This is a genomic window from Lelliottia nimipressuralis, assembly GCF_004115925.1.
GTDB lineage: Bacteria > Pseudomonadota > Gammaproteobacteria > Enterobacterales > Enterobacteriaceae > Enterobacter > Enterobacter nimipressuralis.
Map to the genome: position 1 here is coordinate 88,593 of NZ_SDDX01000009.1, position 23,612 is coordinate 112,204.

The window sequence follows — 23,612 nt, forward strand, 5'->3', positions numbered from 1 at the left end:
TGATGAAATTTCCAAAGCCCGCAGGGTGCGGCGCATTTGCGCAGTCTACGTTTATTAAGGGAGATATTTTTACGGCACGGCTGCCGCCAAATTTCATTGCGACAGGAGTAAATCAAATGAGCAAAAAATTTGCCCGCAGCAGCCTGTGCGCGCTCGGCATGACCATCATGACCGCGCAAGCCGCAGAGCCGCCGAAAGAGATCGGCAAAGGCGAGGGAAGGCTAGATATCATCGCCTGGCCGGGATACATCGAACGCGGCCAGACGGATAAAAATTATGACTGGGTCACCCAGTTTGAAAAAGAGACCGGCTGTGCGGTGAACGTCAAAACGGCAGCCACCTCCGATGAGATGGTCAGCCTGATGGCTAAAGGGGGCTATGACCTGGTCACCGCTTCCGGCGATGCCTCGTTACGTTTGATTATGGGGAAACGCGTTCAGCCCATTAATCCGGATCTGATCCCCAACTGGAAAACCATTGATTCGCGCATCGTGAAAGGCGAATGGTTTAACGTTGGCGGCAAAGTCTACGGCACGCCGTATCAGTGGGGACCGAACCTGCTGATGTACAACACGAAAACCTTCCCGACACCGCCGGACAGCTGGACGGTGATCTTTAAAGAGCAAAATCTCCCGGACGGCAAAACCAACAAAGGCCGTGTGCAGGCCTACGATGGCCCGATCTACATTGCGGATGCCGCGCTGTTCGTCAAAGCCACGCAGCCGCAGCTCGGTATTACTGACCCGTACCAGCTCACCGAAGCGCAATACGCAGCCGTACTGAAAGTGCTGCGTGACCAGCACGCGCTTATTCACCGTTACTGGCACGACACCACCGTTCAGATGAGCGACTTCAAAAACGAAGGCGTGGTGGCATCGAGCGCATGGCCTTATCAGGCTAACGCCCTGAAAGGGGAAAACCAGCCCATCGCGACGGTCTTCCCGAAAGAGGGGGTAACCGGCTGGGCAGACACCACCATGCTGCACGCCGAAGCCAAACATCCGATGTGCGCCTACAAGTGGATGAACTGGTCGCTGACACCAAAACTGCAGGGCGATCTGGCGGCGTGGTTTGGCTCTCTGCCGGTGGTGGCTGAAGGCTGTAAAGCCAGCACGCTGCTCGGCGAAAAAGGCTGCGAAACCAACGGCTATAACGAATTCGACAAAATCATGTTCTGGAAAACCCCGATTGCAGAAGGCGGAAAATATGTCCCGTATAGCCGCTGGACGCAGGATTACATCGCCATCATGGGTGGCCGTTAATCGCCCGGGAGCAGACCATGACGTACGCAGTTGAGTTTAACGACGTCTCCCGTTTGTACGGCGACGTACGGGCGGTGGACGGTGTCACCATAGGCATTCGCGACGGCGAATTTTTCTCCATGCTGGGGCCTTCTGGCTCCGGCAAAACCACCTGTCTGCGCCTGATTGCCGGGTTCGAGCAGTTGAGCGGCGGGGCGATCAAAATCTTCGGCAAAGGGGCCAGCGAGCTACCGCCGTGGGAGCGCGATGTGAACACCGTGTTCCAGGATTACGCCCTGTTCCCGCATATGTCGATCATTGAAAACGTCGCCTACGGTCTGATGGTGAAAGGCGTCGATAAAAAGAAACGCCAGGCGCAGGCGCGTGACGCGCTGGAGAAAGTAGGATTAGGGTTTGCAGAAAAGCGTAAGCCCTCTCAGCTTTCCGGCGGGCAGCGTCAGCGTGTGGCTATCGCCCGCGCGCTGGTCAATGAGCCGCGTGTGCTCTTGCTTGACGAACCGCTCGGTGCGCTGGATCTGAAACTGCGCGAGCAGATGCAGTTCGAGCTGAAAAAACTGCAGCAGGAGCTGGGGATCACCTTTATTTTCGTTACCCACGATCAGGGCGAAGCGCTGTCGATGTCCGATCGTGTCGCCGTGTTTAACAACGGGCGAATTGAACAGGTCGATACCCCGCGCGAGCTCTATATGCGCCCACGCACGCCGTTCGTCGCCAGCTTTGTCGGCACTTCCAACGTGTTTGATGCCGCCGTTGCAAAACAGGTTTGCGGCATGGAGGGAATTTATTCGCTGCGCCCGGAACATATTCGCCTCAATCAGAGCGGCGATGTTCAGGTACAGGGCTTGGTGCAGGCGGTGCAATATCAGGGCGCGGCTACGCGGTTTGAGCTGCGTCTCGCCGATGGCGCAAAACTGCTGGTGAGCCAAGCCAATCTGAGCGGCGCGAATATCCCTGTGGATGTTGCCCCAGGGCAGCAGGTGCTGGCCTCCTGGTCGCGCGAGGCAATGGTGCCGCTGCATGAGGAAAGGTGAGATGGACATGAGCGTTTCACCTGCACCATCCTCCCGTGGCCCGGTCAGCCGGATCACGACGCTGCTCTGGCGCAAACCGTCGCTCGGGCTGTTCCTGCTTCTGCTCGGGCCGCTGATGTGGTTCGGGATTGTCTATCTCGGCTCGCTGCTGACCCTGCTGTGGCAAGGTTTCTACACCTTCGACGATTTCACCATGTCGGTGACGCCGGATCTGACCTTTGCGAACATACTGGCGCTTTTCAACCCTGCCAATTACGACATCATCCTGCGCACTTTGCTGATGGCCATTGCCGTCACGATTGCCAGCGCGATTCTGGCCTTTCCAATGGCGTGGTACATGGCGCGCTACACGCGCGGTAAATGGAAAGCTTTTTTCTATATCGCGGTGATGCTGCCGATGTGGGCGAGCTACATCGTTAAGGCCTACGCGTGGACGCTGTTGCTGGCAAAAGATGGCGTCGCGCAGTGGTTTCTCGGCTATATGGGGCTGGGGCCGCTGCTGATGTCAGTGCTGACGCTGCCCGCAATTGGCGGTAACACGCTGTCGACGTCCGGCCTGGGGCGCTTCCTCGTCTTTGTCTATATCTGGCTGCCGTTTATGATCCTGCCCGTTCAGGCGGCGCTGGAACGTTTGCCGCCCTCGCTGTTACAGGCGTCAGCCGATCTGGGCGCGCGCCCGCGCCAGACTTTCCGCTACGTGGTGCTGCCGCTGGCCATTCCTGGCATTGCGGCCGGTTCGATTTTTACCTTCTCGCTAACGCTGGGCGATTTTATCGTGCCGCAGCTTATTGGCCCGCCGGGTTATTTCATTGGCAACATGGTCTATGCGCAGCAGGGGGCGATCGGCAACATGCCGATGGCGGCGGCGTTCACCTTAGTGCCGATTGTGCTTATCTCACTCTATCTGGCGTTCGTGAAACGTCTGGGAGCGTTCGATGCACTCTGAACGCGCGAACGTGTTCCTGAAACTGGCGGCCTGGGGCGGGGTGATCTTCCTTCACTTCCCACTTCTGATTATCGCCATCTATGCTTTTAATACGGAAGATGCGGCGTTCAGCTTCCCGCCGAAAGGGCTGACCCTGAAGTGGTTTAGCGTGGCGGCATCAAGAAGCGATATTATCGATTCAGTGACGTTGTCACTTCAGATCGCGTCGCTCTCGACGGCCATTGCGCTGGTGCTGGGGACCCTTGCGGCGGCGGCACTCTGGCGCAGCGAGTTTTTCGGCAAAAACGCCATCTCGCTGCTGCTTCTGTTGCCGATTGCGCTTCCGGGGATCATCACCGGTCTGGCGCTGCTGACGGCGTTTAAAACCATCAATCTCGAGCCGGGCTTTTTCACCATCGTAACCGGTCATGCGACCTTCTGCGTGGTAGTGGTGTTCAACAACGTCATCGCTCGCTTCCGGCGCACCTCGTGGAGCCTGGTCGAAGCGTCGATGGATTTAGGTGCCGACGGCTGGCAAACCTTCCGCTACGTCGTGCTGCCGAATTTAAGCTCTGCACTGCTGGCGGGAGGCATGCTGGCGTTTGCACTGTCGTTCGACGAAATCATCGTCACGACATTTACGGCGGGACATGAGCGTACGTTACCGCTGTGGTTACTCAATCAGCTTGGACGCCCGCGTGATGTGCCCGTCACCAACGTGGTCGCACTGCTGGTGATGCTGGTAACGACCATTCCGATTCTGGGGGCCTGGTGGCTAACCCGCGACAACGAAAATGTTGTCGAAAGCGGGAAATAACGTTGATTTCAACAGGACAATGCTATGCAAACTCAACTGCTGATTAATGGTGAACTGGTCACCGGCGAAGGCGAAAACCAGCCGGTTTACAATCCTGCCACGGGCGAGGTACTGCTGGAGATCGCCGAAGCGTCTGCCGCACAGGTCGACGCTGCCGTGCGAGCCGCTGACCGCGCCTTTTCACAATGGGGCCGAACCACGCCGAAAGCGCGTTCCGAATGCCTGCTGAAACTGGCCGATATGATTGAGGAACATGCCGACACATTCGCGCGCCTCGAATCGCAAAACTGCGGCAAGCCGCTGCACTGTGTCATCAACGACGAAATCCCCGCAGTCGTGGATGTGTTCCGTTTCTTTGCCGGTGCCGCTCGTACGCTGAATGGACTGGCGGCGGGAGAGTACCTCGACGGCCATACTTCCATGATTCGCCGCGATCCGGTGGGCGTAGTGGCGTCCATCGCGCCGTGGAACTATCCCCTGATGATGGCGGCGTGGAAGCTGGCTCCGGCGCTGGCCGCCGGTAACTGCGTGGTGATCAAACCTTCTGAAATCACGCCGCTGACCGCACTCAAACTGGGGGAACTGGCGAAAGAGATCTTCCCGGCAGGGGTATTAAATGTATTGTTTGGTCGCGGCAAAACCGTTGGCGACCCGCTGACGGGGCATGAAAAAGTGCGCATGGTCTCCCTGACCGGCTCGATTGCCACCGGCGAGCACATAATCGGCCACACGGCGTCGTCGATTAAACGCACCCACATGGAGCTGGGGGGGAAAGCGCCTGTCATCGTCTTTGACGATGCTGACCTCGACGAGGTTGTCGAGGGCGTGCGGACCTTCGGTTTCTATAACGCGGGCCAGGACTGTACCGCTGCATGCCGGATATACGCGCAAAAAGGCATTTACAACGCTCTGGTCGAAAAGCTCGGTGCGGCGGTGGCCACGTTGAAAACCGGCGCGCCGGATGATGAATCCACCGAACTGGGACCGCTCAGCTCTGCGGCGCATCTGGCGCGGGTCTGCCAGGCAGTGGATGCAGCCAAAGCGCTCGGACATGTCAACGTGGTGACCGGGGGCAATAAAGTGGACGGCGCAGGGTATTACTTCCAGCCCACGCTGCTGGCGGGAGCAAAACAGGAAGACGCCATCGTCCAGCGCGAAGTGTTTGGCCCGGTGGTCAGCATGACGGAATTCAGCGATGAAGAGGAAGTTCTGGCCTGGGCCAATGACTCGCAGTATGGTCTGGCGTCATCGGTGTGGACGAAAGACGTGGGCCGCGCGCATCGACTCAGCGCTCAGCTGCAATACGGCTGCACCTGGGTGAATACCCATTTCATGCTGGTCAGCGAAATGCCGCACGGCGGCATGAAACTATCCGGTTACGGCAAAGATATGTCGGTGTATGGCCTGGAGGATTACACCGTGGTCAGGCACGTCATGATTAAACACTAGCGTCATTTACGCCCGGTAGCGCAGCGCTTACCGGGCTTAAATCGTTGCCGGGTCAGGCGTCACCGCCACCCGGCAGTGTTTACCAGCCACAGACATCATGCTCATTTTCCGTGTCATACGCGCGCACGGTATTGACCAAATCTTTCACAACATCGGCGGCGACATCGGGAATTAACAGCTCCATTGGGGCCTGTGTCTCGTAATCGACCGACACGCCGTTGCTGTTATTCGTGACGGTAACGGTATACGTTGCCTTGCCCATCTTCTTACCCCTTATGTGTATTAACGACTTTTCCCAGGCCCGCGCCTTCAAGATTTGCCTGCGGATCGGCGAAGAAATCAATACTGAAGTAGGTATCGTCGGTCAGAAGCTCAATGCGGTGCCATTTTTGCGGTGGCGAAATGCCAAAAGAACCCGCTTCGATAATCAGTTCAAGATCGGGTTCAGTGGCTTGCGCATCCGGGAATCCAAAATATTTCACCGCGCCCTGCATAACAGACAGGCGGCCATACACGCCCGCTTTGGTGTTGTGATGGGTGAACAGGGCCTTTGGTGCGGAGTCTTTGTTCCAGAATGGAGTGGAGCGGGTGTGAACAAAATTTTCAGGAATACGTAGCATAATAAGTTCCTTACGGGCGTTTAAATGCTCAAAGAGATTTCAAAACTTCCGGTTCAACAAAGAAATCGACGTTAAAAATCGTATCGTCAGTCATCGTTTCAATGTGATGCCATTTTTCAGGCGGAAACACGCCGAAATGGCCAGCCTTGATGATGAGTTCGCTGTCAGGGACCGGCGTGAACTCGTCGGCATAACCTAAGTAACGTATCGCTCCCTGACTTACCGACAAACGGGGATAAACGCCCGGTCGCGTGCCTTTATCAAGATGGCGCTGGAAAATGACAGCAGGGGCGGTGTCCTTGTTCCAGAAAGGGGTGGAACGGGTATGAATACAACTCTGCGGAATGCGTAACATAGTTTCTCCCTCTAAAGCCTGCTGTTATTACACCACTTTTCGGGCACAATCATTGTGCAAAATGTGCATGTAAAATGCAACTTTAAAGGGGTAGGAAAAGGGGTAACTCAGGCGGGGAATTAACGTCTACGAAATACTTCATTGTTATTAACCATGTGATTTTAGTGGTTAATCTGTAACATTAAAACTTGATCTGTATCAATATATGACGCATATTGCGCGCGGTTATTTTATCGATCGAGTGCACAGAATGACGCTTTATCAAAAGATGTTGGTGTTTTACGCAGTCATGGCAGCAATATGCGCCCTGATTACCTGGTTCCTGTCGAAAGACCGTAAACGCATTCGGTTTTTGAGCGCGTTTCTGGTGGGCTCGACCTGGCCGATGAGCTTTCCTGTGGCACTGTTGATCTCGCTTTTCTGAAGCACGCTTCCAAAATTTAAAGACAAAATAGCATTCCGCTACGGGTGACTGTATAAATACACAGTGCATCAACAAAGGAGTGCTTATGAACAGTTTTTACTCGCAGCAAGCCTGCTGCAATGTGCGCTGGCAGGACCTCCCTGGTTCTGGCGATCCCGTGGTCTTTATTCACGGCCTCGGCTGCGCCTCTTCGTATGAATATCCCCGCGTCGTCTGCGACCCGCAGTTTGGTGCGCGTAGGGCCATTCTTATCGACCTTCCCGGCAGTGGCTATAGCGACAAACCTGAACACTTTCTCTATCGCACCAGCGATCAGGCGAAGGTCGTTGTCGAACTTCTGAACCATCTCAATATTGACGCATTCTGGCTCTATGGCCACAGCATGGGCGGCAGCATCGCTATCGAAACCGCCGGTCTTACCGAAAACCGTATTCGCGGGCTGATTGTCTCTGAACCCAATTTTCATGCGGGAGGGGGCATGTTTAGCCGCGGGATTGCCGCGCAGAGTGAGGCCTCATTTATTGAAACTGGCTATCACACTATGCTTGCCGCCGAAGCGTCTGCGTGGGCGGGGTGTCTGCGCAGTAATGCACCTTATGCCGTCTGGCGCGGTGCCGCGTCTCTGGTTGCGGGCGTTACCCCTGACTGGAGCGCACGCTTTCTGGCGCTGAAATGTCCGGTCACGCTGCTGTTTGGCGAACTCTCGCTGCCAGATGCCGAGGCCGAAGAGATGCGTCAGCAGGGTGTCCGAATTCTGGTGATCCCTGCCGCCGGGCATTCCATGTCGTGGGAAAATCCTTCCGCGCTGGCGCGCGCGCTTTCGGATTGTGTCTCAGAAGAGTGACAGCCCGCGCCTTTGCAGGCTGTCATTAGGGTTAACGCAATATCGTTTGTAACGCCTGACGTGCGCCGGGCTGGATATCATGCGGGTGCTGATAGCCAATGTTCTCAATCGCGCGGGTATAAAGCGCGACCAGCCAGTCGTACACGTACACCGTGGCGGCGTGAACTGGCTGCTCACCCAGTTGCGTCAGTCTTGGCGTTGCACTGCTGACGACAGGCGTCACGAAGATGGCCTGGCCTTTACGCACGCGGCTTGCCGGACGCGTCGCCGCAGGTGTTTCAGCGTAGCCCAGCCAGCCGATGAAGTTACCGATGGCCGCATGCAGCTGTGCGGCACTGCTTTTATCGGCTTCTACGATGCGCTGTAACTGTTGCGGCAGATTCAGGCGGTAGCTACTGATCACCAGCGTATCGGCAATCTGGGGGAGTGCAGCAACGTCCAGCCCCAGTCTGTTCGCGGCGGCTTCGTTACGGCTCCACTGGCGCAGATGGTTGATCCAGACACGATGCGCCAGACGCGCTTTATCTTTGGTCTGGAAGACCTCATGGCCTTCGCTAGCGTTGTCGGCAAAGAGATCAATCGCGTCGGTGAACAAACCGTTAACCTGCTCTTCGCGGGGCTGCTGAACGGTAAGCAGCGTTTCGAAGGCTTTCAGCGGTGGCAGCAGCCCTTCAAGCAACTCGCCATGGCGAGCCGCGCTGGATTGTAGCGTGCGCACCATCGCTTCAGCCTGAGTGCGTTGTGCATCAGGCTCAACGGTCATCGGCGCGAGATAGCTTTGCATCAATGCACGAAGCTCGCGTTGCTGAGTGTTCTTCAGCGCTTGCAGGCGAGACTGGCGTTGTGTGGCAAACGTTGCCTGCGACAGCCACTCCACCACGCGCTGCATGCTGTGCGTGTCGAGAGCCTGCAACGTTCCCCAGCGCTGGCCCGGTTTGCCGAGCAGGTGCTGCACCGCCTCATCCAGATTCTGTTTGGTGAGGAAACGCGCGTCGTGCGGCGTAATGGCCCATACCAGGCCAGGCAGGGCGGACTCTTCCGTCGTCTGGGTATCTTTCACCCAGTTCAGCAAGGTTTTTGCCGTTTTTGCCGTTTGCTCGTGGCGGGCGGTAGCGTTGCAAATCACCAGCACGTCGGGCTGCATCTGCTGGCGATAATGCTCCAGCAGCCATGTGCATTTGGCTTCTGCAAGCGGCGAGAGATCGGTCTCCGATGGCGCGGGAATATCAATGATATCGACGTTATCCAGCACACCGTTTTCAGCGGGCAGGACCAGTTCGCGTGTCAGGAATGCCAGCACATCGACGGGAATGCTAATGGCATTCAACATCTCGCCATTATTCAGCGGGTGCAGCACGGCTTCCTGTGCGTCCGGCGCGGTGAACTCTGCGCGGGTGAGGAACCCTTCGCTGGGCAGGCCGAAATTATCGACCAGCAAACTCAGCGGTGCCGCCAGCTGGCGGGCGTGGCTGGTCTGATGCAGCACGTGGGCCAGTTTCAGCCACTGCTGGGTCAGTTCCTGCTGCTCACCCCACAGCAGCGACCAGACGCTGGCGCGAGTGCTTAAATCGAGGGAGGGGATCAGCTGCGCGAACTGATGCCACAGGCTATCGTCCATCTGCTGTTCAGACGCGGGAACGGTGCTGCGCCAGTAGCGGGCAATGGTCGCCACTTCCTGGGCGGTGATCCCCGGAACACCTTGCGGCTGGCGCAGGGCACGCCATTTTTCGACACGCGCTTCAATCACCGATTTTTCTACCGGGCGAATCAGTGTGTGCAGCGTGGTGCGCGCAATAAACAGCTGGACCAGCTCGGCTTCCGTGACCAGGCTCAGGCGCAGCGGGAAGGCATCGTCGCTGACATCACTGGAGCGCGGCGTGAAACGCACGGCCATGTTGGTCAGGGCGTGGCCGGGGTTGATATGGGAAAAATAGTCAAAGGTGCGCTGGCCGGGAGAAACATCCAGCCGACCATTTCCGCTGCCGCACAGTGACGCCAGCAGGTGCGCTTTGGCTGCCTGCGAATGGCCGTAAAGACCAATGCTGCTGTGTCCGGTCAGGGCGCGGTCAAGCGCCTGTCCGCGTGCCTGCGCGCAGGTGAGGCGGGCCAGCAGGGCGTCAGCATCGTTATCCAGCATCGGGGCATGCAGGCGCGTGTCGTTGATCCACTCGATTAACGCCTGAGAGGTGGCAGTCATCGCTGTCATTTGAGATATACGCTCCCGCTGTCGATCCAGTAGTGGCTTCCGCTATGGCGGCGGTCGGCCAGGGTATTCAGTTTAAACGTTAAGGCGTCAGGCGGCACCGGTGTCCCGTCCTGGAGCCAGGCGTCGCTCAGCTCAAACGACTCCGGGCCTTCGTGTTTCGTACCGCCGCGCAGCTGCAAGCGAACGTTCAGCACGCCGTCTCCGGCGATGGCTTTTGCCAGCTCTGCTGAGTTAATGCTCAGCGTATAGAGCGGAGTGGCGGGCCAGCGGGCGTTAGCCAACTGACGGAAGCCGAGCGTCACGTTACCGCGTAGCGGGAAGTGCAGTCGCGCATCCAGCTTCGCGCCCGGCTTATCGAGGTCGATGTCCTGATACCAGACGTTCTCTTCGCGCAGCGTGTTGACCGTATTATCCAGCACGCCGAGATAACGCACGGTGGAGTAGGCACCGATGTCGGCAGCTTTGAAATTAAAGCGCGGCAAACGCAGGTCCAGGGCGAGGCTGCACAGCATCGCGCCGACGGCTGCCGTAGATTTTGGATTACCGATACGGCCCTGCTGGCTAAACGGATACCACTCATGTACGCGGTATTTATCCAGCCAGACGATGCGGTTGACCGGCACCGGCTGCAGGTGGCGAATCAGCGCCTGCACCCCAGGCAGACAGCCAGGACGCCCGGTGATCAGCAAAATATCGCAGGTATAATGGGAAATCGCTTCGCACACGGCATGCAGCGGAGCGGCCAGTGTAAACTGGCCCGCCAGCATCGCGTCCTGCATTTCCTGGAAGTTCACATGCAGCGGAACCGCAAACAGATCGAACGGTGCCGAACCGGCGGGCAGCGCGTGGTCGATCGCCTGTTGCAGATAGTTCATCACGTTGCGGGTCGGCTGCTGTTTTAGCAGATCGCCGAAGGTGGCGTGTAAACCCGCCAGCGGATCGTCGATATCGCTGCTCTCCCAGGCGGCGAGGATCCCGTGTCCAATCGGCATAAACAGCTGAAGCGCCGTCTGCTGGCGCAGCACTGCCTGAGTATCAATGCGCCCGGAGTCGCCAAACAGCGATGCCATTAACAGAGAAGCATCGGCGATACCGGATTTTTGCAACTGCGTTTGCAGGGCGGGCAGGACGTAGCGCTGGATCACGTCCAGCAGCGTGTCGTCGCCCGCCACTTTAAATCCTTCGCGGAACAGCAGCTGTGGGGTGATTTTGACATTGTTACCAGAGCCGTCATCCAACTGATAGTGGGTAATCGCCATATCAGTGGTTCCGCCGCCAATATCGATGGAGGCCACGCGCAGCGAGCGCCCAGGCTGTGCGCCCGGCTCTACTTCGCGGTCCGGGCGGGCGAGAGAGGCGAAGAACGCCTCTGTCTGGCCGCCGAAATGGGAAATGGCTTCGTTGTACAGCCACACGAGCTGTCCGCAGCTGGCTTCGTCCCACTCCATCTGGATGGCGGGAACCGGAACCACGCTCTTATCCTGCTGCTTGCGGCTGGCAAAATCGTCATCCTGCGGGTGCCAGCCCATCGCTTTCCAGACGATGGCGATGGCTTCAAACATGCGGCGGCGGAAAATCTCGCGCTCCTGTTTAGGCATGGCGGAGGGCAGGGTCAGGATCAGGGTACGCAACTGACGAGGCGAGGCGGGGAAGCCCAAACGCAGACGCGTGGCGACGCTGTTGATCTGGCCGAGAGCCTGAGCGAGGAGTTCGCACAACATGTGCGTCATCAGCGTGCTGCGGCTGTACTGCGGCGAGAAGACCGGCAGACGTTCATCCGGCGGCAGGGTGAACAGCGGCTGCCCGTCATCGTTCATCAGGTTCATCAGCGGGAAGGCGGTTGCCAGCGGTTCGCGCTGGGTTTTGGCATTCATGCTGCTAAAGCGCCAGTCCTGAACCGTCGGGGTTTCATCCCACAGATAGCGACGCGGGCTGGAGATCCCGCTGTTGCCCTCAGTGCCCAGACGCTGCATCGCCAGTTTGCGCGCTTCATCGCCCACGCGCACGATTGAAGGCCAGACAAACGCATCTTCGCGGCCACTTTCAACGGAGAAGTGCTGCTTGCCAAAGCGGGCTTCAGAAAATTCAAGGCGGCTGGTAAACAGCGGCTCATTCAGGAACTGCGGTTCGCTTAAGGATCGCACCTGCAGTTCGGCGGTCTGGCGTAAGCCGTCATTGGCATCGCCGTGATCTTCAATGATCACGCCGCAGGTGTGGGTGTTGCCGACATCGAGGATCAAATCGACCGGAATGGCGGGCGTGCTCAGGGTGTGAGTAACAAATTTCACTTCCGGAACGGCGATCTGTTCGCCCAGCATAGTCATCAGGTTGAGCCAGTGGGCCTGATATTCAAAGCCGCGCATCGCCTGGTGCAGGTCGCGCTCGGAGCGGTTTTCGACGCTCGTGGCGTAGCCGCTGAATGCCTCGCGCAGCCAGCCGTCAATCCAGGTCTGATCGAGAAAACTCAGCACCTCGTCGTCGCGCCAGGCCAGCGCAAAACGGGTGCCGTTCAGAATATCGTTTTCGACCGGTGACAGGCCCGGCGTGGCGTGATCGGCTATCTGGCTGTCGAGCGCGAACGTGACACGGTGGGTGTTACCCGCGCTGTCCGGCGTCTCAAGCTTACGCACCTGCGCGCGCGCCCAGTTATCCGGGCCGTCGACAAAGGTACGCGGCGGATTAAAGCGTAAAAAAGGCACCGGAAGCCAGACACCATCGAGCACCGCCAGGGACTGATGCAGGGTAAACGTGCTTTCCGGTTTCACCACTTCAGGCTGACCGCCGCGTGCAGCGGGCAGGGTGTAGCGGCCATTGACCAGATCGTAATTGAGGCGCAGCAAAGGGCCATTGGCAGTTTTACGCACGAAACGGCCCAGACTTGCCGTGTCCTGTGGCGTCAGGCCAAAATCAAGAAACTGTACGCCGCTGTTCGCAATCAGCGTGACGCTTTGTTTGTAGTCGCAAAGATTTACCAGCATAGGATCAGGCACCTGCTTTCTTGAACGTCAGCGGAACGACGGTTTTGGCATCATAACGGGCAGTACACTCCGCCACGTCGTTAGTCCCGGCTTTACAGGCGATTTCCGGCATCGGGTAGCGCGAACCATCCGTGCAGCGGGCATTGCCGCGACTCTTAATCATCAGTTCGCCGTTGCTGTGAAGGCCCGAGAAAATGTCGCTTCGACAAATAACGTTATCGCCCTGAACCACGCGAGCGGTCCCCTTGTTGTTCTGAATTTGATAACGCAGTGACGGTGCTTTCCCGGTGATCGGATCTTTCACCTCCAGCATGGCGCGCCAGGTGCCGTTGAGGAATTTCGTTGAGCCGGTTTTTACCTGAACGGCGTCCATCACCATGGCATCTTTTGGGATCGCGGAAATTATCACCGGTTCTGCGACCGGGGCAGGTGCAGGTTCTGCGGCTTTAACCGGCAGAATTTCGGCCTGGTGCAGCGGCAGGTTCATCGCCATCTCGACCGCCGGTTTTACCGGTTTCGGGGCAATAGCAATCGGTGTCGGAGCAGGCGTTGCGACAGGCTCGGCCGAAGGCGCCTGTTTCGGCCACAGCAGCGGAGTTGCGATGGCCGCGACAATCACGGCCGCCACAGGCAGAGACCAGAGCGGAACGCGGCGTTTTTTGCCTACAACCACAGGCGTAGGTTCTGCGGGCGCGGACACTTCAGGCATCACCACGGGCGCAGGCTCAGCGGAATAGAGGTCGTCTTCCGTCACACGAACCACAGGCGGTGGTGCGATGAGCGGTGCGTCGGCTTGCTCAAACACAATCGCCGGGGCGGGTTCTTCAGGCTCAGGCTCTTCAACTGGCGCAGGCATCGGCTCAGGCTTGAGGGATTCACGCAGGCAATCCAGAACATTCTCGCGCGCGTTTTCATTGAGATTCACAAAACCCCAGAACGCGATAACCGGCTTGCCGTCGACGAGGAACAGGAAATTTTCGCCTGGGAACTGGAATGCTTTCGAAAGCAGAGAACCAAACAGCTGTTGTGCGGTTTTAGGCGACTGGAGGCTCTTTTTGCTCAGCGATTCAACGCTTGAGAGGGTGTTCTCCAGATAGCGCAGGGCGCGGAAACGTGCGTCTTCATCGGCGGCATTCCAGCCCAGAACGTCACCGTCCACCGGTGAATACCAGTCGACACGGTCGCCGCCGTCATTGACCTGCGGAATCGCCAGACAATCGACGATCGTCTGCTGTTTGCGCAGACGCAGCGCTTCACGGATTTGTAGTGCTGATTCAAATACGGCCTGTCCGCCGCCGCCAACGGCCTGAAAATCATCGAGATTGCCGCTGCGTAAAAGTGTTTTTGCCACGATTTGGTCCTGTAGACTTCTTCACCCCATTACTTTAACGAAATCGTTTTGCAAGCAAACGGACGAGGAGACGCTAAAAGCGGCGATTTCTTAGCGGATAGAAAGGTGCATTAGTGGTTGACGAAACAGCACACTTAAGGCAAATCATCGGGCGATGGCTGGCTGTTAAACCAGCGAAATTAATGGCTTTAGAATATCCTGATAGTGTTTCGTTATTTGCCACCCGCCCAGGGCTGTGCTGTTATTGACGTTCTATATAAAAAAATCAAAAGGCTTATAACCATGACCACAGGGAAAAAGCTGCTCGCGCTTGCGCTGAGTACACTCTTACCGGCAAGCGCTGCCTGGGCGGCAAACACAGATACGATCATTTACTGCTCTGAGGCGTCACCGGAGTCGTTTAACCCGCAAATCGCCAGCTCCGGCCCGTCATTCGTTGCCAGCTCTCAGGTGCTTTATAACCGTCTAATTAATTTTGATCCGGTCAAAAATACCCCGGTTCCGTCTCTGGCGGAATCCTGGACTATCTCTCCGGACGGCAAAACCTATACGTTTACGCTGCGTAAAGGCGTGAAATTTAATAGCAACAAATACTTCAAACCGACCCGTGATTTTAATGCCGATGACGTTATTTTCTCGGTGCTGCGTCAGAAAGACCCTAAGCATCCGTATCACAACGTCTCCCAGGGTAATTACGAATATTTCAATGACGTCGGACTGGATAAGCTGATCCAGGAAGTCAAAAAAGTCGATGATTACCATGTGCAGTTTGTGTTGAGTGAGCCGAACGCGGCGTTCCTCGCCGACTGGGGAATGGATTTCGCCTCGATCCTGTCAGCCGAATACGCAGACGCTATGCTCAAAAAAGGGACGCCGGAAAACGTCGACACCTGGCCAATTGGTACCGGCCCGTACGTGCTGCAGCAATATAAAGTTGATTCTCTGATCCGCTACGTTGCTAACCCGAATTACTGGGACGGCGAGGTGCCGACAAAGCATCTGATTTTCTCGATTACGCCGAACGTCGAAACGCGTCTCGCGAAGCTGCAAACCAACGAATGCCAGATTATCCCTGCGCCATCCCCGGTTCAGTTTGACGTGATTAAGAAAAACAAGGATTTGACGCTGCATTCTGTAGATGCGCTGAACGTCGGCTACCTGGCGTTTAACACCGAGAAAAAACCGTTTGATAACGTGCTGGTGCGTCAGGCGCTGAACTACGCGACGGATAAAACGGCCATTGTTAACGCCGTGTTTATGGGTTCCGGTACGGTCGCTAAATCACCGATTCCGCCGAACATGCTCGGTTTTAACAAAGATTTGAAAGACTACAGTTACGATCCGGAAAAAGCGAAAGCGCTGCTGAAGCAGGCGGGGCTGGAGAAGGGCGCAGAAGTGACCCTGTGGTCGATGCCGGTTCAGCGTCCGTACAACCCGAACTCCAAACGTATCGCGGAGATGATCCAGAGCGACTGGGCGAAGGTAGGCGTGAAGGCGAAAATTGTCTCTTACGAGTGGGGCGAGTACCTGTCCGGAATGCGTAAAGGCGAGCACGACAGCGCGCTGTTTGGCTGGATGTCTGATAACGGCGACCCGGACAACTTCGCCGATGTGCTGCTCGGCTGCAACAGCATCAAGACCGGCTCGAATGCCGCACGCTGGTGTGACAAAGGGTATAATGACCTGGTACAAAAAGCGAAGCTGACCAGCGATCCGGCGAAGCGTGCGGCGCTGTACAGCCAGGCGCAGGGGATTTTCTACCAGCAGGCGCCGTGGATTGCGCTGGCAAACGGCAAAACGTTCTACGCCACACGCAGTAATGTGACCGGGTATAGCGTTAGCCTGATGGGCAGTGATTTCTCCAAAGCGAAGCTGAACTAGCCAGATGCCTGGTGGCGTTGCGCTTACCGGGTTAACTGGACAGTGTATGTGTTAGCCGGGTAAGGCAATGCCGCCGCCCGGCGATATGACTCGACGACAAGGAGTGACAATGTCACATTTAGACGACGTGATCGCGCGCGTGGATGCCGCGGTGGAAGAGAGTGTCATCACTCACATGAATGAACTGCTCATCGAACTGAGCGAAGACAGCGAACTGAGCCGCGAAGATCGCTACGCTCAGCAGCAACGTCTGCGTAACACCATTGCGCACCACGGAAAGCAGCATAAAGAAGAGGCCGACGCCCGCCACGATCAGCTGACCAAAGGCGGCTCGATTCTGTAAACGTCAGAACTGGCGCCGCGCAACCAGCCAGGCGCCAATCACCAGTAGCACCGCACCGCAGACCGGGCCAATCAGCGCCCGCAGCGGGATCCCCTGGCTTTTCAGCACGTCCATCACCAGCCCGCCAATCAGCTGACTGGCGACCAGCACCGCAATCGTGGTGGCTGCACCGACATACTGATAGCCGCTGATGCTGGCAAAGACAAAAAATGACCCTAGCAACCCGGGAATCAGCGTCCACCAGCGTATTGTGGACGCCAGCTCGCTGAAGCCCGCCACGCCGTTTTTAATCAGTAATATGCTGACAAACAAGACAATACCGACCAGTGAGTTCAGCAGCATAGCGATCAAAATCGTCGATGACGACTGGGTGATGCGCACCATCAGCGTGTTTTGCACCACCAGACCGATGCCGGCAGCCACCAGAAAGACCAGCGTCAGGGATTGATTCATCCGATCGCGTCCGGTTCGTGGCGATCGTCGAGCTGGAGCTGCATAAAGGTCAGATCCAGCCAGCGGCCAAATTTTGTCCCCACCTGCGGCATCTGCCCGGTAATGACAAAACCGAGGGTCTCATGCAGATGAATGGATGCCTGATTCTGCGCTTCGATACCCGCCACCATCACGTGTTTGCCGATGGCGCGCGCTTCAACGATCAGCGTTTTCATCAGTTCGCGGCCAATGCCTTTACCCTGATGCTCGGGATGAACATAGACCGAATGCTCCACCGTATGGCGGAAACCGTCAAAAGCGCGCCAGTCGCCGAAGGAAGCATAGCCTGTGACCACGCCGTTTTCTTCGCTGACCAGCACCGGATAGCCCATCAGCGTGCGCGCTTCAAACCAGGCAATACGGTTCTCCGTGTCGACGGTGGTGTCGTTCCAGATTGCTGCAGTATGCAGCACCGCGTGGTTGTAAATCTCGCCGATAGCGGCGCAATCTTCTTTGCTGGCATGACGGATAATCATCGGAACCTCGGGATCGGTTGTTCACTATAGTGGTACGTATTACTCACAATATTACACAAACGCCGCGCCAGACCGCTACGGCATAAGACATATTTTTTTGTTATGACAACGGCATTGAAATCGGGTCCATACACTTTAGTATGACGTCATGAACACTATGCCAGACGATATGAATCAACGGATTAGCGCGCGAATTCGGGTGGAACGCGAATCGCGCGGTTGGTCGCTTAGCGAGCTTGCTGAGCGGGCAGGCGTGTCACGCGCCATGATCCACAAAATTGAACGCAGCGAAAGCAGCCCGACCGCAACGCTTCTGGCGCGGCTGTCGGGGGCGTTCGGTATCAGCATGTCGACGCTCATCGCCCGCGCTGAGATGCAGGAAGGCAAGCTGCTGCGCTTTGCCAACCAGCCGGTGTGGCGCGATCCGCAAACGCATTATCTGCGCCGCCACGTTTCACCGCGTACCGACTTGCCAATCGATCTGGTTCAGGTCGAACTCCCCGGCGGCAGCGATGTGCCGATGCCTGCGTCATCCTACGCGCTGGCGCGTCAGCTTATCTGGTTGCAGTCCGGTGAACTGGTGTTTCAGGAGGGCGATACCCGCCATGAAATGCAGGCCGGAGATTGTCTGGAGCTGGGGCCACCTAACGACTGCCGCTTTATCAATGAGACGCAAAACCCCTGCGTGTATCTGGTGGTGCGCCTGAATCAGTCTGGCTCGTAATGATAAGGCAGTTGTCGGCAACAGGCGCTAGTCTCTAAGGACATTTGCGTAATAAGGAGCGATCCATGAGTCAATCTGCAAACACAAACCGCCGCCTGGTGCTGGCGTCTCGCCCACAGGGTGCGCCGGTCGCGGACAATTTTCGTTTAGAAGAGCAACCGATCCCAACGCCTTCGGACGGGCAAGTTTTGCTGCGTACCGTCTGGCTGTCACTCGACCCGTACATGCGTGGCCGCATGAGTGATGCGCCGTCCTATTCGCCGCCGGTTGAAATTGGCGCGGTGATGGTGGGCGGCACGGTCAGCCGCATTGAGCAGTCGAACCACCCGAAATTCAAAGCGGGCGAGTGGGTGCTGGGCTACAGCGGCTGGCAGGAGTATGAACTCTCTGACGGCACGGGCCTGGTCAAACTCGGCGATGAGGTGAAACAGCCATCCTGGGCACTTGGCGTGCTGGGAATGCCCGGTTTCACGGCCTACATGGGGCTGCTGGATATCGGCCAGCCAAAAGAGGGCGAGACGTTAGTGGTTGCAGCGGCAACCGGCCCGGTTGGGGCGACCGTGGGGCAGATCGGCAAAATCAAAGGCTGTTATGTGGTCGGCATTGCGGGTGGCGCGGAGAAATGCCGTCACGCGGTTGAGGTCCTCGGGTTTGACAAGTGCCTGGATCATCGCGCGGACGATTTTGCCGAACAGCTGGCTCAGGCCTGTCCGAAAGGCATCGATGTGTACTACGAAAATGTCGGCGGTAAAGTGTTCGACGCAGTACTGCCGCTGCTGAATACCTCGGCGCGCGTGCCGGTGTGCGGGCTGGTGAGCGGGTACAACGCCACCGGACTGCCGGACGGGCCAGACCGTCTGCCTCTGCTGATGGCGACGCTGCTCAAGAAACGCATTCGCATGCAGGGCTTTATTATTGGCCAGGATTACGGTCATCGCATTCAGGAGTTTCAGGATGAGATGGGGCATTGGATCAAAGAGGGCAAAATTCAGTATCGCGAGCAGGTGATCGACGGGCTGGAGAATGCACCGCAGGCGCTGATTGGCCTGCTGGAAGGCAAAAACTTTGGCAAAGTGGTGATACGCGTCGCGAAGGATAACTAATGGTACTCATTATGGCGGGAATCCCCGCCATAATATATTCTTAAAGTTTGACTATAATGTCTTTAATAATACCAGCATAGCTATCGGCCATACCGGATTCGGTGAGCCGAGGGCAAAAAAATGCATAAATTTTGGTTCTTGAATTTTTTAGCGTCATTCCAATACCAGTGTGAAGATACAGGATATATCGACAGGCACTCGTTCAGGTCAAAACGGGTGGATGAATAGCGCTTATTTTTTAAGCTGAAGGAAATGCACATGCTTGAATTGGAACATTTAGAAAAAGCACAACGCCTGAGCCTTACGATGCAAGTTGAGGTGAGCCTGAAAGGGGCGTTGATTGCCGGAGCGCTCAAACCTGGCGCCAGGCTTATTACCAAAGAGATTGCGGATAAATTAGGCACCAGTATTACTCCTGTTCGCGAAGCACTTTTACGGCTGGTTTCCGCCGGAGCCCTGCATGCCACACCGGCACAGGCTTTTCTGGTACCGGAGATCACCCTCGATCGCTATACAGAAATAAACGCCATTCGTAAGCAATTAGAGTCGATGGCGGTTGCGGCAGCCTGTGAAAAAATGACAGACAGCAAGCTGCAGGAATTACGCGATCTGGCAGAGAAATTCCACGCTGCAATGCGTAACGGCGAGGCGCAGCGCGCCCTGCATGCTAATCGTGCGTTTCGCTTCAGGCTGTATGAGTGCGCCCAGATGCCAACATTAACGGCGATGATTGAGCAACTTTGGGTGCGTATTGGCCCCTGCTTCAATTATCTCTACGAAGATGTACACGACATTTCAAAATACTCGTATCGCTACGATGAACTGCTGGATGCGCTTGAGCGCGGCGATGCAGTGGCCTGTGATAAAGCGATTGATAAACTCATTGACGGGTCGACGGCGCTTTTATTGCAGCAGTATTTTAGTTAAGTAATAGTTTAATTCCTTTTTACTTCTTCACTAAAACTATTGCCCTACTTAACTATTACCCGGAGGAATTGCTCTTCCGGGAATATTATTTCATGTTTATTGATGCAAAAACTCACCATCAAGTTTTGAAGAGGCATGCCGATATTCACTCTACCTTTTTAGACAAGGATAGATGATGAAATATCTGAGCTGGATTTTGATTCCTGTTGCCCTGAGCGTATCAGGCTGCAGCACGTTATTCCCAGAGCCAAAACTGTACACCCCTCCAGCAAACAGTGCTGATGTCGCAAAAATCCGTCTTATCGGGCCTCCTATGAGCTACGGGATTTATCAATACGACCCTTCCGGTAAAGAAACGGGTGGATGGGTTTTAAAGCATAATCGTTACCTGAATCCTTTCCTGGGTTCAACAAAGGATATTGGCTTACCCAAAATAACCGGAAAGAGTTACAAAGATGATTATTTTGAAACGCTGCTAATACCTAATCAAAAAACCATCATTGAGCATTCATTGTATCAGGGCTGCCACGTCACCCTTTCATTCGTACCTGAAAAGCAAAAAATCTATGAAGGGCACATCAGCTACGCAGACAAGACGGGCTACTGCGTGCTGTATATGAAGGAAGTCGCATTAGATACCACCAATGGCATCTATGTGGAAAAGGATGTTAAGCAATGAGAGCGGCGAAGGCGTTAGGAATTGTTTTACTTGTCTTAATGAGCGCGTCATGTGCGTCAAATTACGATAAAACGGGCGCAACCAGCTTAGCGCAGTATTCTGAAAAAGAGATCAAACAGAAAATCACTCCTGAGGTGACCACCCGCAAAGATGTTCTGATTGCCTTCGGCGTTCCCGCCAATACACCGGATTACAACAAAGTGAACCACTGGGTATATACCTCAAAAATCGTCGATCGCCGCATCTACCTTATCATTCCGGTGATCCTCGACAGGAAACAATATCTGTCGGTTGATTTCTCTGATCAAGGGATTGTGACCGCGTACCGTTACGTTGAGGAATAATTGGCCTCTGAAACCCCGCCTTCGTCAGGCGGGGTTTTTGTTGTGTAGCTTCTATTAACCGTTATTCGAAACGATATGACACGGACATCCCCACGCCGTAATTACGCCCCGGAGCCGGTTCGTAGTAGCGGCCGTTGGATTCGTTAACGATGACCGATCCGACATATTCTTTGTCGAACAGGTTATCGACGCGCCCGAAGACGTCCATTCCCCAGTTGCCGTAGTTAAATTTGTAGCCCGTATTCAGGCCGACAACAGTGTAGGAAGGGGCTTTGGCGGTGTTTTCATCGTCCGCCATAATGTCGCTCATATAGCGCACATCCGAGCCTGCGTACCAGCCTTCTTCCGGCTGCCAGCCAAACGACGCGTAGCCCATATTGCGGGCGATGCCCGGCATACGGTTACCGTTACAGTCGGCGTCGGAGCAGACGTTGGTGCGGTACGTTGCATCCAGATACGTCCACGCCATTTTCAGCTTCCAGTTCTCGGCAAACTGCTGGTCGAGGGAAAGCTCCACGCCCTGACGACGCGTTTTGCCGGCGTTTTTATAGCTGGTACGGCCGCCGGCACTGGCGTCTACCACAATCTCATCATCCGTATCGGTGCGGAAAAGTGCCGCCGTCAACAGACCATTGCCGACGCGGGTTTTGCTGCCCACTTCGTAAGTATTGTTGGTGGAGGGTTTCAGGCCGAAGTTCAGCCCGCTTTGATTTCCGGAACGGTAGGAGAGTTCATTGATGGTCGGCGTTTCAAACCCGCGGCCTGCCGCAGCGTAGACATTCCACCCATCGGTGATAGCGTATTTTAAAGAACTGGCAGGCAGCCATTTGTGGTAGCTCGCGTCGCCGCTGTCATCCCCGTTGGCGCCTTGTACGTAGTGATCGTTGGAGTCAAACCACACGGAGCTGTAACGCACGCCTGCATCCAGGGAGAGTTTTTGCGTCAGTTGCCAGCTGGTCTGCAGATACGGGTCGACGTTCCACATCAGGTTGCGTTCGTTGCGGCGTTTATCGCCTTTCACACCGTACTCCGGCACGCCGTTGTTCATGACGAAGTTCTCGTAACCGCGACGATCTTCGCTCATGTTTTCGTAGTTCAGCCCGGTGGTGAAGGTCACGGGCACCAGCAGTTCGCCGCGATGCGTCCAGCGGGTGTCCACGCCCTGATAGTGGCGCTGCATATCGATCACGCCGCCGGAGTGGGTCTCTTTCAGCTGCGGCTGATAGGGAATTGACTGATACTGCGTCATTTCACGCTCACCGGCGTACATCATCACGCTGAGATCGTCCTGCTCCGTCAGCTGGCGCTCGTAGCGCAGGCCAGCCTGGGTCTGCTTGATGGTTTTGCGGGTGTTGTACTGATCGGCGCGCGGAGACTGACGCGGGTTGTCGCGCCACTCCTGATAATCCAGTCCGCCCGGATCGTTAGCTTTCATGTCGACGCTGTTGAAAATCAGCGTCAGTTTGCTGGCGTCATCAATGCGCACGCCCAGTTTGGCGTTCGCCAGATTTTTACGCGCGCCGCTGTGGTCGCGATAGCCCTTCGTCGTGAAACGGGTCGTCGACACCGTGTAATCCACATCGCCCGCATGGGTGCCGTCACCCATTGCGCCGGTGGCTTTGAGGCCGTAGCGCCAGGTGCCGTAGCTGCCGTAATAGCTGCTCGCTTCAATGGTCGGCGGCTGTTGGCCGGTCTGGCTGGCGATATTGATCACGCCGCCGGAGGCATTGCCGTACAGGGCAGAGAACGGACCGCGCAGCACTTCGACGCTGTCGATGCTGGAGAGATCGATATTTGAAGTCTGCCCCTGGCCGTCCGGCATGGTCGCCGGGATGCCGTCGACGTACATGCGAATACCGCGCACGCCGAAGGTAGAGCGGGCACCGAAGCCGCGCATGGAGAGCTGCAGGTCCTGAGCGTAGTTCTGCCGGTTCTGAATTTGTAAACCGGGCACGCTGCCGAGTGATTCAGAAAGGTTGATGCGCTGCGCGGCCTGACGCATATCATCCCCGTTCACGACGCTAACCGCGGCAGGGGTATCGAGTTCAGAAACGGTCTGCGGCGTGGCGCTGACGATCATCGTTTGTTCTTGTGCAGCCAGTGCCGCTGCGGGGGCAAAGATCGTCGGCATCCACAACAGGGTGAGCGTGGCCTGACGGGCAGAAATGATTTTCATGAATAAAGAGCCGGTTGATGAAGAAAACGAACCAAATGGAACACATGTGCGTATGGTAAATCTTTTGTAAAGGTTTTGAAAACTTTAACAGCACGTTGCGTTAACAGAAGTGTAGATAAAAACGAAGCGGGGCGCGAAACGGGAAACAAAGGCTCCACATTCAGGTGAATAATGATTACTATTCTCAACAATAAAACAGGATGAA

23 protein-coding genes are annotated in these 23,612 nt (G+C 56.1%); 14 read left to right on the forward strand and 9 right to left on the reverse strand.

The features are described 5' to 3' along the window. Window positions 1–116 precede the first annotated feature (116 nt). The 5 genes from ydcS to patD are packed head-to-tail and all read left to right on the forward strand — an operon-like array spanning window position 117 to window position 5,484. A complete protein-coding gene (gene ydcS, locus ETG88_RS09105) occupies window positions 117–1,262 on the forward strand; it encodes a putative ABC transporter substrate-binding protein YdcS (protein ID WP_129035231.1) in 1,146 nt (381 codons plus the stop codon). 17 nt (window positions 1,263–1,279) lie between these two features. Beyond that, window positions 1,280–2,293, forward strand: coding sequence for an ABC transporter ATP-binding protein (locus ETG88_RS09110; RefSeq protein WP_129035232.1), 1,014 nt, complete (start codon window positions 1,280–1,282; stop codon window positions 2,291–2,293). Window positions 2,294–2,300: 7 nt separating this feature from the next. After that, window positions 2,301–3,239: an ABC transporter permease gene (locus ETG88_RS09115; RefSeq protein WP_420890798.1), complete on the forward strand. Its 939-nt coding sequence runs from the start codon at window positions 2,301–2,303 to the stop codon at window positions 3,237–3,239. Further along, window positions 3,229–4,035, forward strand: a complete 807-nt coding sequence (locus ETG88_RS09120; RefSeq protein WP_100780033.1) for an ABC transporter permease — start codon at window positions 3,229–3,231, stop codon at window positions 4,033–4,035. The genes ETG88_RS09115 and ETG88_RS09120 overlap by 11 nt, the downstream gene beginning before the upstream one ends. Window positions 4,036–4,059: 24 nt before the next feature. Next, on the forward strand, window positions 4,060–5,484 hold the full coding sequence (gene patD, locus ETG88_RS09125) for an aminobutyraldehyde dehydrogenase (RefSeq protein ID WP_129035234.1): 1,425 nt from the start codon (window positions 4,060–4,062) through the stop codon (window positions 5,482–5,484). Between the two features lie 79 nt (window positions 5,485–5,563). Here patD and ETG88_RS09130 read toward each other — a convergent pair whose 3' ends face one another. The 3 genes from ETG88_RS09130 to ETG88_RS09140 are packed head-to-tail and all read right to left on the reverse strand — an operon-like array spanning window position 5,564 to window position 6,459. Next, a complete protein-coding gene (locus ETG88_RS09130; RefSeq protein ID WP_095282123.1) occupies window positions 5,564–5,746 on the reverse strand; it encodes a DUF1869 domain-containing protein in 183 nt (60 codons plus the stop codon). 4 nt (window positions 5,747–5,750) lie between these two features. Then, window positions 5,751–6,104: a TehB family protein gene (locus ETG88_RS09135; RefSeq protein ID WP_129035235.1), complete on the reverse strand. Its 354-nt coding sequence runs from the start codon at window positions 6,102–6,104 to the stop codon at window positions 5,751–5,753. A 28-nt stretch (window positions 6,105–6,132) separates the two neighbouring features. Next, window positions 6,133–6,459, reverse strand: a complete 327-nt coding sequence (locus ETG88_RS09140; RefSeq protein ID WP_129035236.1) for a TehB family protein — start codon at window positions 6,457–6,459, stop codon at window positions 6,133–6,135. 250 nt (window positions 6,460–6,709) lie between these two features. On the opposite strand from ETG88_RS09140, the gene ETG88_RS09145 reads away from it, so the two are divergent. Together ETG88_RS09145 and ETG88_RS09150 are read left to right on the forward strand one after the other, a co-directional pair. After that, complete coding sequence (locus tag ETG88_RS09145; protein ID WP_095284283.1) at window positions 6,710–6,883, forward strand: GhoT/OrtT family toxin; 174 nt, start codon at window positions 6,710–6,712, stop codon at window positions 6,881–6,883. A gap of 85 nt (window positions 6,884–6,968) precedes the next feature. Further along, window positions 6,969–7,727, forward strand: coding sequence for an alpha/beta fold hydrolase (locus ETG88_RS09150; RefSeq protein ID WP_129035237.1), 759 nt, complete (start codon window positions 6,969–6,971; stop codon window positions 7,725–7,727). 31 nt (window positions 7,728–7,758) lie between these two features. Here the strand turns inward: ETG88_RS09150 and ETG88_RS09155 are convergent, their stop codons facing one another. Genes ETG88_RS09155 through ETG88_RS09165 form a run of 3 tightly spaced genes read right to left on the reverse strand, consistent with a single transcriptional unit; the run spans window position 7,759 to window position 14,262 of the window. After that, window positions 7,759–9,933: a virulence factor SrfC family protein gene (locus ETG88_RS09155; protein ID WP_129035238.1), complete on the reverse strand. Its 2,175-nt coding sequence runs from the start codon at window positions 9,931–9,933 to the stop codon at window positions 7,759–7,761. After that, window positions 9,930–12,911, reverse strand: a complete 2,982-nt coding sequence (locus tag ETG88_RS09160) for a virulence factor SrfB (RefSeq protein WP_129035239.1) — start codon at window positions 12,909–12,911, stop codon at window positions 9,930–9,932. The genes ETG88_RS09155 and ETG88_RS09160 overlap by 4 nt, the downstream gene beginning before the upstream one ends. A 4-nt stretch (window positions 12,912–12,915) precedes the next feature. Then, complete coding sequence (locus ETG88_RS09165; protein ID WP_129035240.1) at window positions 12,916–14,262, reverse strand: SrfA family protein; 1,347 nt, start codon at window positions 14,260–14,262, stop codon at window positions 12,916–12,918. Between the two features lie 282 nt (window positions 14,263–14,544). On the opposite strand from ETG88_RS09165, the gene ETG88_RS09170 reads away from it, so the two are divergent. Continuing rightward, window positions 14,545–16,143 (forward strand): ABC transporter substrate-binding protein, encoded by a 1,599-nt coding sequence (locus ETG88_RS09170; protein WP_129035241.1) that lies wholly within the window; start codon window positions 14,545–14,547, stop codon window positions 16,141–16,143. Window positions 16,144–16,252: 109 nt separating this feature from the next. Then, on the forward strand, window positions 16,253–16,486 hold the full coding sequence (locus ETG88_RS09175) for a YdcY family protein (protein WP_102103795.1): 234 nt from the start codon (window positions 16,253–16,255) through the stop codon (window positions 16,484–16,486). 3 nt (window positions 16,487–16,489) lie between these two features. On the opposite strand, the gene ETG88_RS09180 is transcribed toward ETG88_RS09175, so the two are convergent. Both ETG88_RS09180 and ETG88_RS09185 read right to left on the reverse strand, forming a co-directional pair. Then, the gene (locus ETG88_RS09180) at window positions 16,490–16,939 is read right to left on the reverse strand and encodes a DMT family transporter (RefSeq protein WP_102103794.1); all 450 of its coding nucleotides are present in this window, start codon (window positions 16,937–16,939) and stop codon (window positions 16,490–16,492) included. Then, window positions 16,936–17,454 (reverse strand): GNAT family N-acetyltransferase, encoded by a 519-nt coding sequence (locus ETG88_RS09185; protein ID WP_129035242.1) that lies wholly within the window; start codon window positions 17,452–17,454, stop codon window positions 16,936–16,938. The genes ETG88_RS09180 and ETG88_RS09185 overlap by 4 nt, the downstream gene beginning before the upstream one ends. Window positions 17,455–17,602: 148 nt before the next feature. Between ETG88_RS09185 and ETG88_RS09190 the strand changes: the two genes are divergently transcribed. The 5 genes from ETG88_RS09190 (at window position 17,603) to ETG88_RS09210 (ending at window position 21,231) form a co-directional block, all read left to right on the forward strand. Continuing rightward, a complete protein-coding gene (locus tag ETG88_RS09190; RefSeq protein ID WP_100780044.1) occupies window positions 17,603–18,178 on the forward strand; it encodes a helix-turn-helix domain-containing protein in 576 nt (191 codons plus the stop codon). 65 nt (window positions 18,179–18,243) lie between these two features. Beyond that, complete coding sequence (gene curA, locus ETG88_RS09195) at window positions 18,244–19,281, forward strand: NADPH-dependent curcumin/dihydrocurcumin reductase (RefSeq protein ID WP_129035243.1); 1,038 nt, start codon at window positions 18,244–18,246, stop codon at window positions 19,279–19,281. A 258-nt stretch (window positions 19,282–19,539) separates the two neighbouring features. Continuing rightward, window positions 19,540–20,208 (forward strand): GntR family transcriptional regulator, encoded by a 669-nt coding sequence (locus ETG88_RS09200; protein WP_100780046.1) that lies wholly within the window; start codon window positions 19,540–19,542, stop codon window positions 20,206–20,208. A gap of 172 nt (window positions 20,209–20,380) precedes the next feature. Continuing rightward, a complete protein-coding gene (locus ETG88_RS09205) occupies window positions 20,381–20,887 on the forward strand; it encodes a hypothetical protein (protein ID WP_228483284.1) in 507 nt (168 codons plus the stop codon). Then, window positions 20,884–21,231 carry a hypothetical protein gene (locus ETG88_RS09210; RefSeq protein ID WP_129035244.1) on the forward strand — a complete coding sequence of 116 codons (348 nt, stop codon included), beginning with the start codon at window positions 20,884–20,886 and terminating at the stop codon, window positions 21,229–21,231. The genes ETG88_RS09205 and ETG88_RS09210 overlap by 4 nt, the downstream gene beginning before the upstream one ends. 61 nt (window positions 21,232–21,292) lie before the next feature. Here the strand turns inward: ETG88_RS09210 and pqqU are convergent, their stop codons facing one another. Beyond that, window positions 21,293–23,407 carry a TonB-dependent receptor PqqU gene (gene pqqU / locus ETG88_RS09215; protein ID WP_129035245.1) on the reverse strand — a complete coding sequence of 705 codons (2,115 nt, stop codon included), beginning with the start codon at window positions 23,405–23,407 and terminating at the stop codon, window positions 21,293–21,295. Window positions 23,408–23,612: the final 205 nt, after the last annotated feature.

Coding starts and splice junctions, on each gene's coding strand:
- ydcS (WP_129035231.1), top strand. CDS start 117: ATGAGCAAAAAATTTGCCCGCAGCAGCCTGTGCGCGCTCGGCATGACC.
- ETG88_RS09110 (WP_129035232.1), top strand. CDS start 1,280: ATGACGTACGCAGTTGAGTTTAACGACGTCTCCCGTTTGTACGGCGAC.
- ETG88_RS09115 (WP_420890798.1), top strand. CDS start 2,301: ATGAGCGTTTCACCTGCACCATCCTCCCGTGGCCCGGTCAGCCGGATC.
- ETG88_RS09120 (WP_100780033.1), top strand. CDS start 3,229: ATGCACTCTGAACGCGCGAACGTGTTCCTGAAACTGGCGGCCTGGGGC.
- patD (WP_129035234.1), top strand. CDS start 4,060: ATGCAAACTCAACTGCTGATTAATGGTGAACTGGTCACCGGCGAAGGC.
- ETG88_RS09130 (WP_095282123.1), bottom strand. CDS start 5,746: ATGGGCAAGGCAACGTATACCGTTACCGTCACGAATAACAGCAACGGC.
- ETG88_RS09135 (WP_129035235.1), bottom strand. CDS start 6,104: ATGCTACGTATTCCTGAAAATTTTGTTCACACCCGCTCCACTCCATTC.
- ETG88_RS09140 (WP_129035236.1), bottom strand. CDS start 6,459: ATGTTACGCATTCCGCAGAGTTGTATTCATACCCGTTCCACCCCTTTC.
- ETG88_RS09145 (WP_095284283.1), top strand. CDS start 6,710: ATGACGCTTTATCAAAAGATGTTGGTGTTTTACGCAGTCATGGCAGCA.
- ETG88_RS09150 (WP_129035237.1), top strand. CDS start 6,969: ATGAACAGTTTTTACTCGCAGCAAGCCTGCTGCAATGTGCGCTGGCAG.
- ETG88_RS09155 (WP_129035238.1), bottom strand. CDS start 9,933: ATGACAGCGATGACTGCCACCTCTCAGGCGTTAATCGAGTGGATCAAC.
- ETG88_RS09160 (WP_129035239.1), bottom strand. CDS start 12,911: ATGCTGGTAAATCTTTGCGACTACAAACAAAGCGTCACGCTGATTGCG.
- ETG88_RS09170 (WP_129035241.1), top strand. CDS start 14,545: ATGACCACAGGGAAAAAGCTGCTCGCGCTTGCGCTGAGTACACTCTTA.
- ETG88_RS09175 (WP_102103795.1), top strand. CDS start 16,253: ATGTCACATTTAGACGACGTGATCGCGCGCGTGGATGCCGCGGTGGAA.
- ETG88_RS09180 (WP_102103794.1), bottom strand. CDS start 16,939: ATGAATCAATCCCTGACGCTGGTCTTTCTGGTGGCTGCCGGCATCGGT.
- ETG88_RS09185 (WP_129035242.1), bottom strand. CDS start 17,454: ATGATTATCCGTCATGCCAGCAAAGAAGATTGCGCCGCTATCGGCGAG.
- ETG88_RS09190 (WP_100780044.1), top strand. CDS start 17,603: ATGAACACTATGCCAGACGATATGAATCAACGGATTAGCGCGCGAATT.
- curA (WP_129035243.1), top strand. CDS start 18,244: ATGAGTCAATCTGCAAACACAAACCGCCGCCTGGTGCTGGCGTCTCGC.
- ETG88_RS09200 (WP_100780046.1), top strand. CDS start 19,540: ATGCTTGAATTGGAACATTTAGAAAAAGCACAACGCCTGAGCCTTACG.
- ETG88_RS09205 (WP_228483284.1), top strand. CDS start 20,381: ATGATGAAATATCTGAGCTGGATTTTGATTCCTGTTGCCCTGAGCGTA.
- ETG88_RS09210 (WP_129035244.1), top strand. CDS start 20,884: ATGAGAGCGGCGAAGGCGTTAGGAATTGTTTTACTTGTCTTAATGAGC.
- pqqU (WP_129035245.1), bottom strand. CDS start 23,407: ATGAAAATCATTTCTGCCCGTCAGGCCACGCTCACCCTGTTGTGGATG.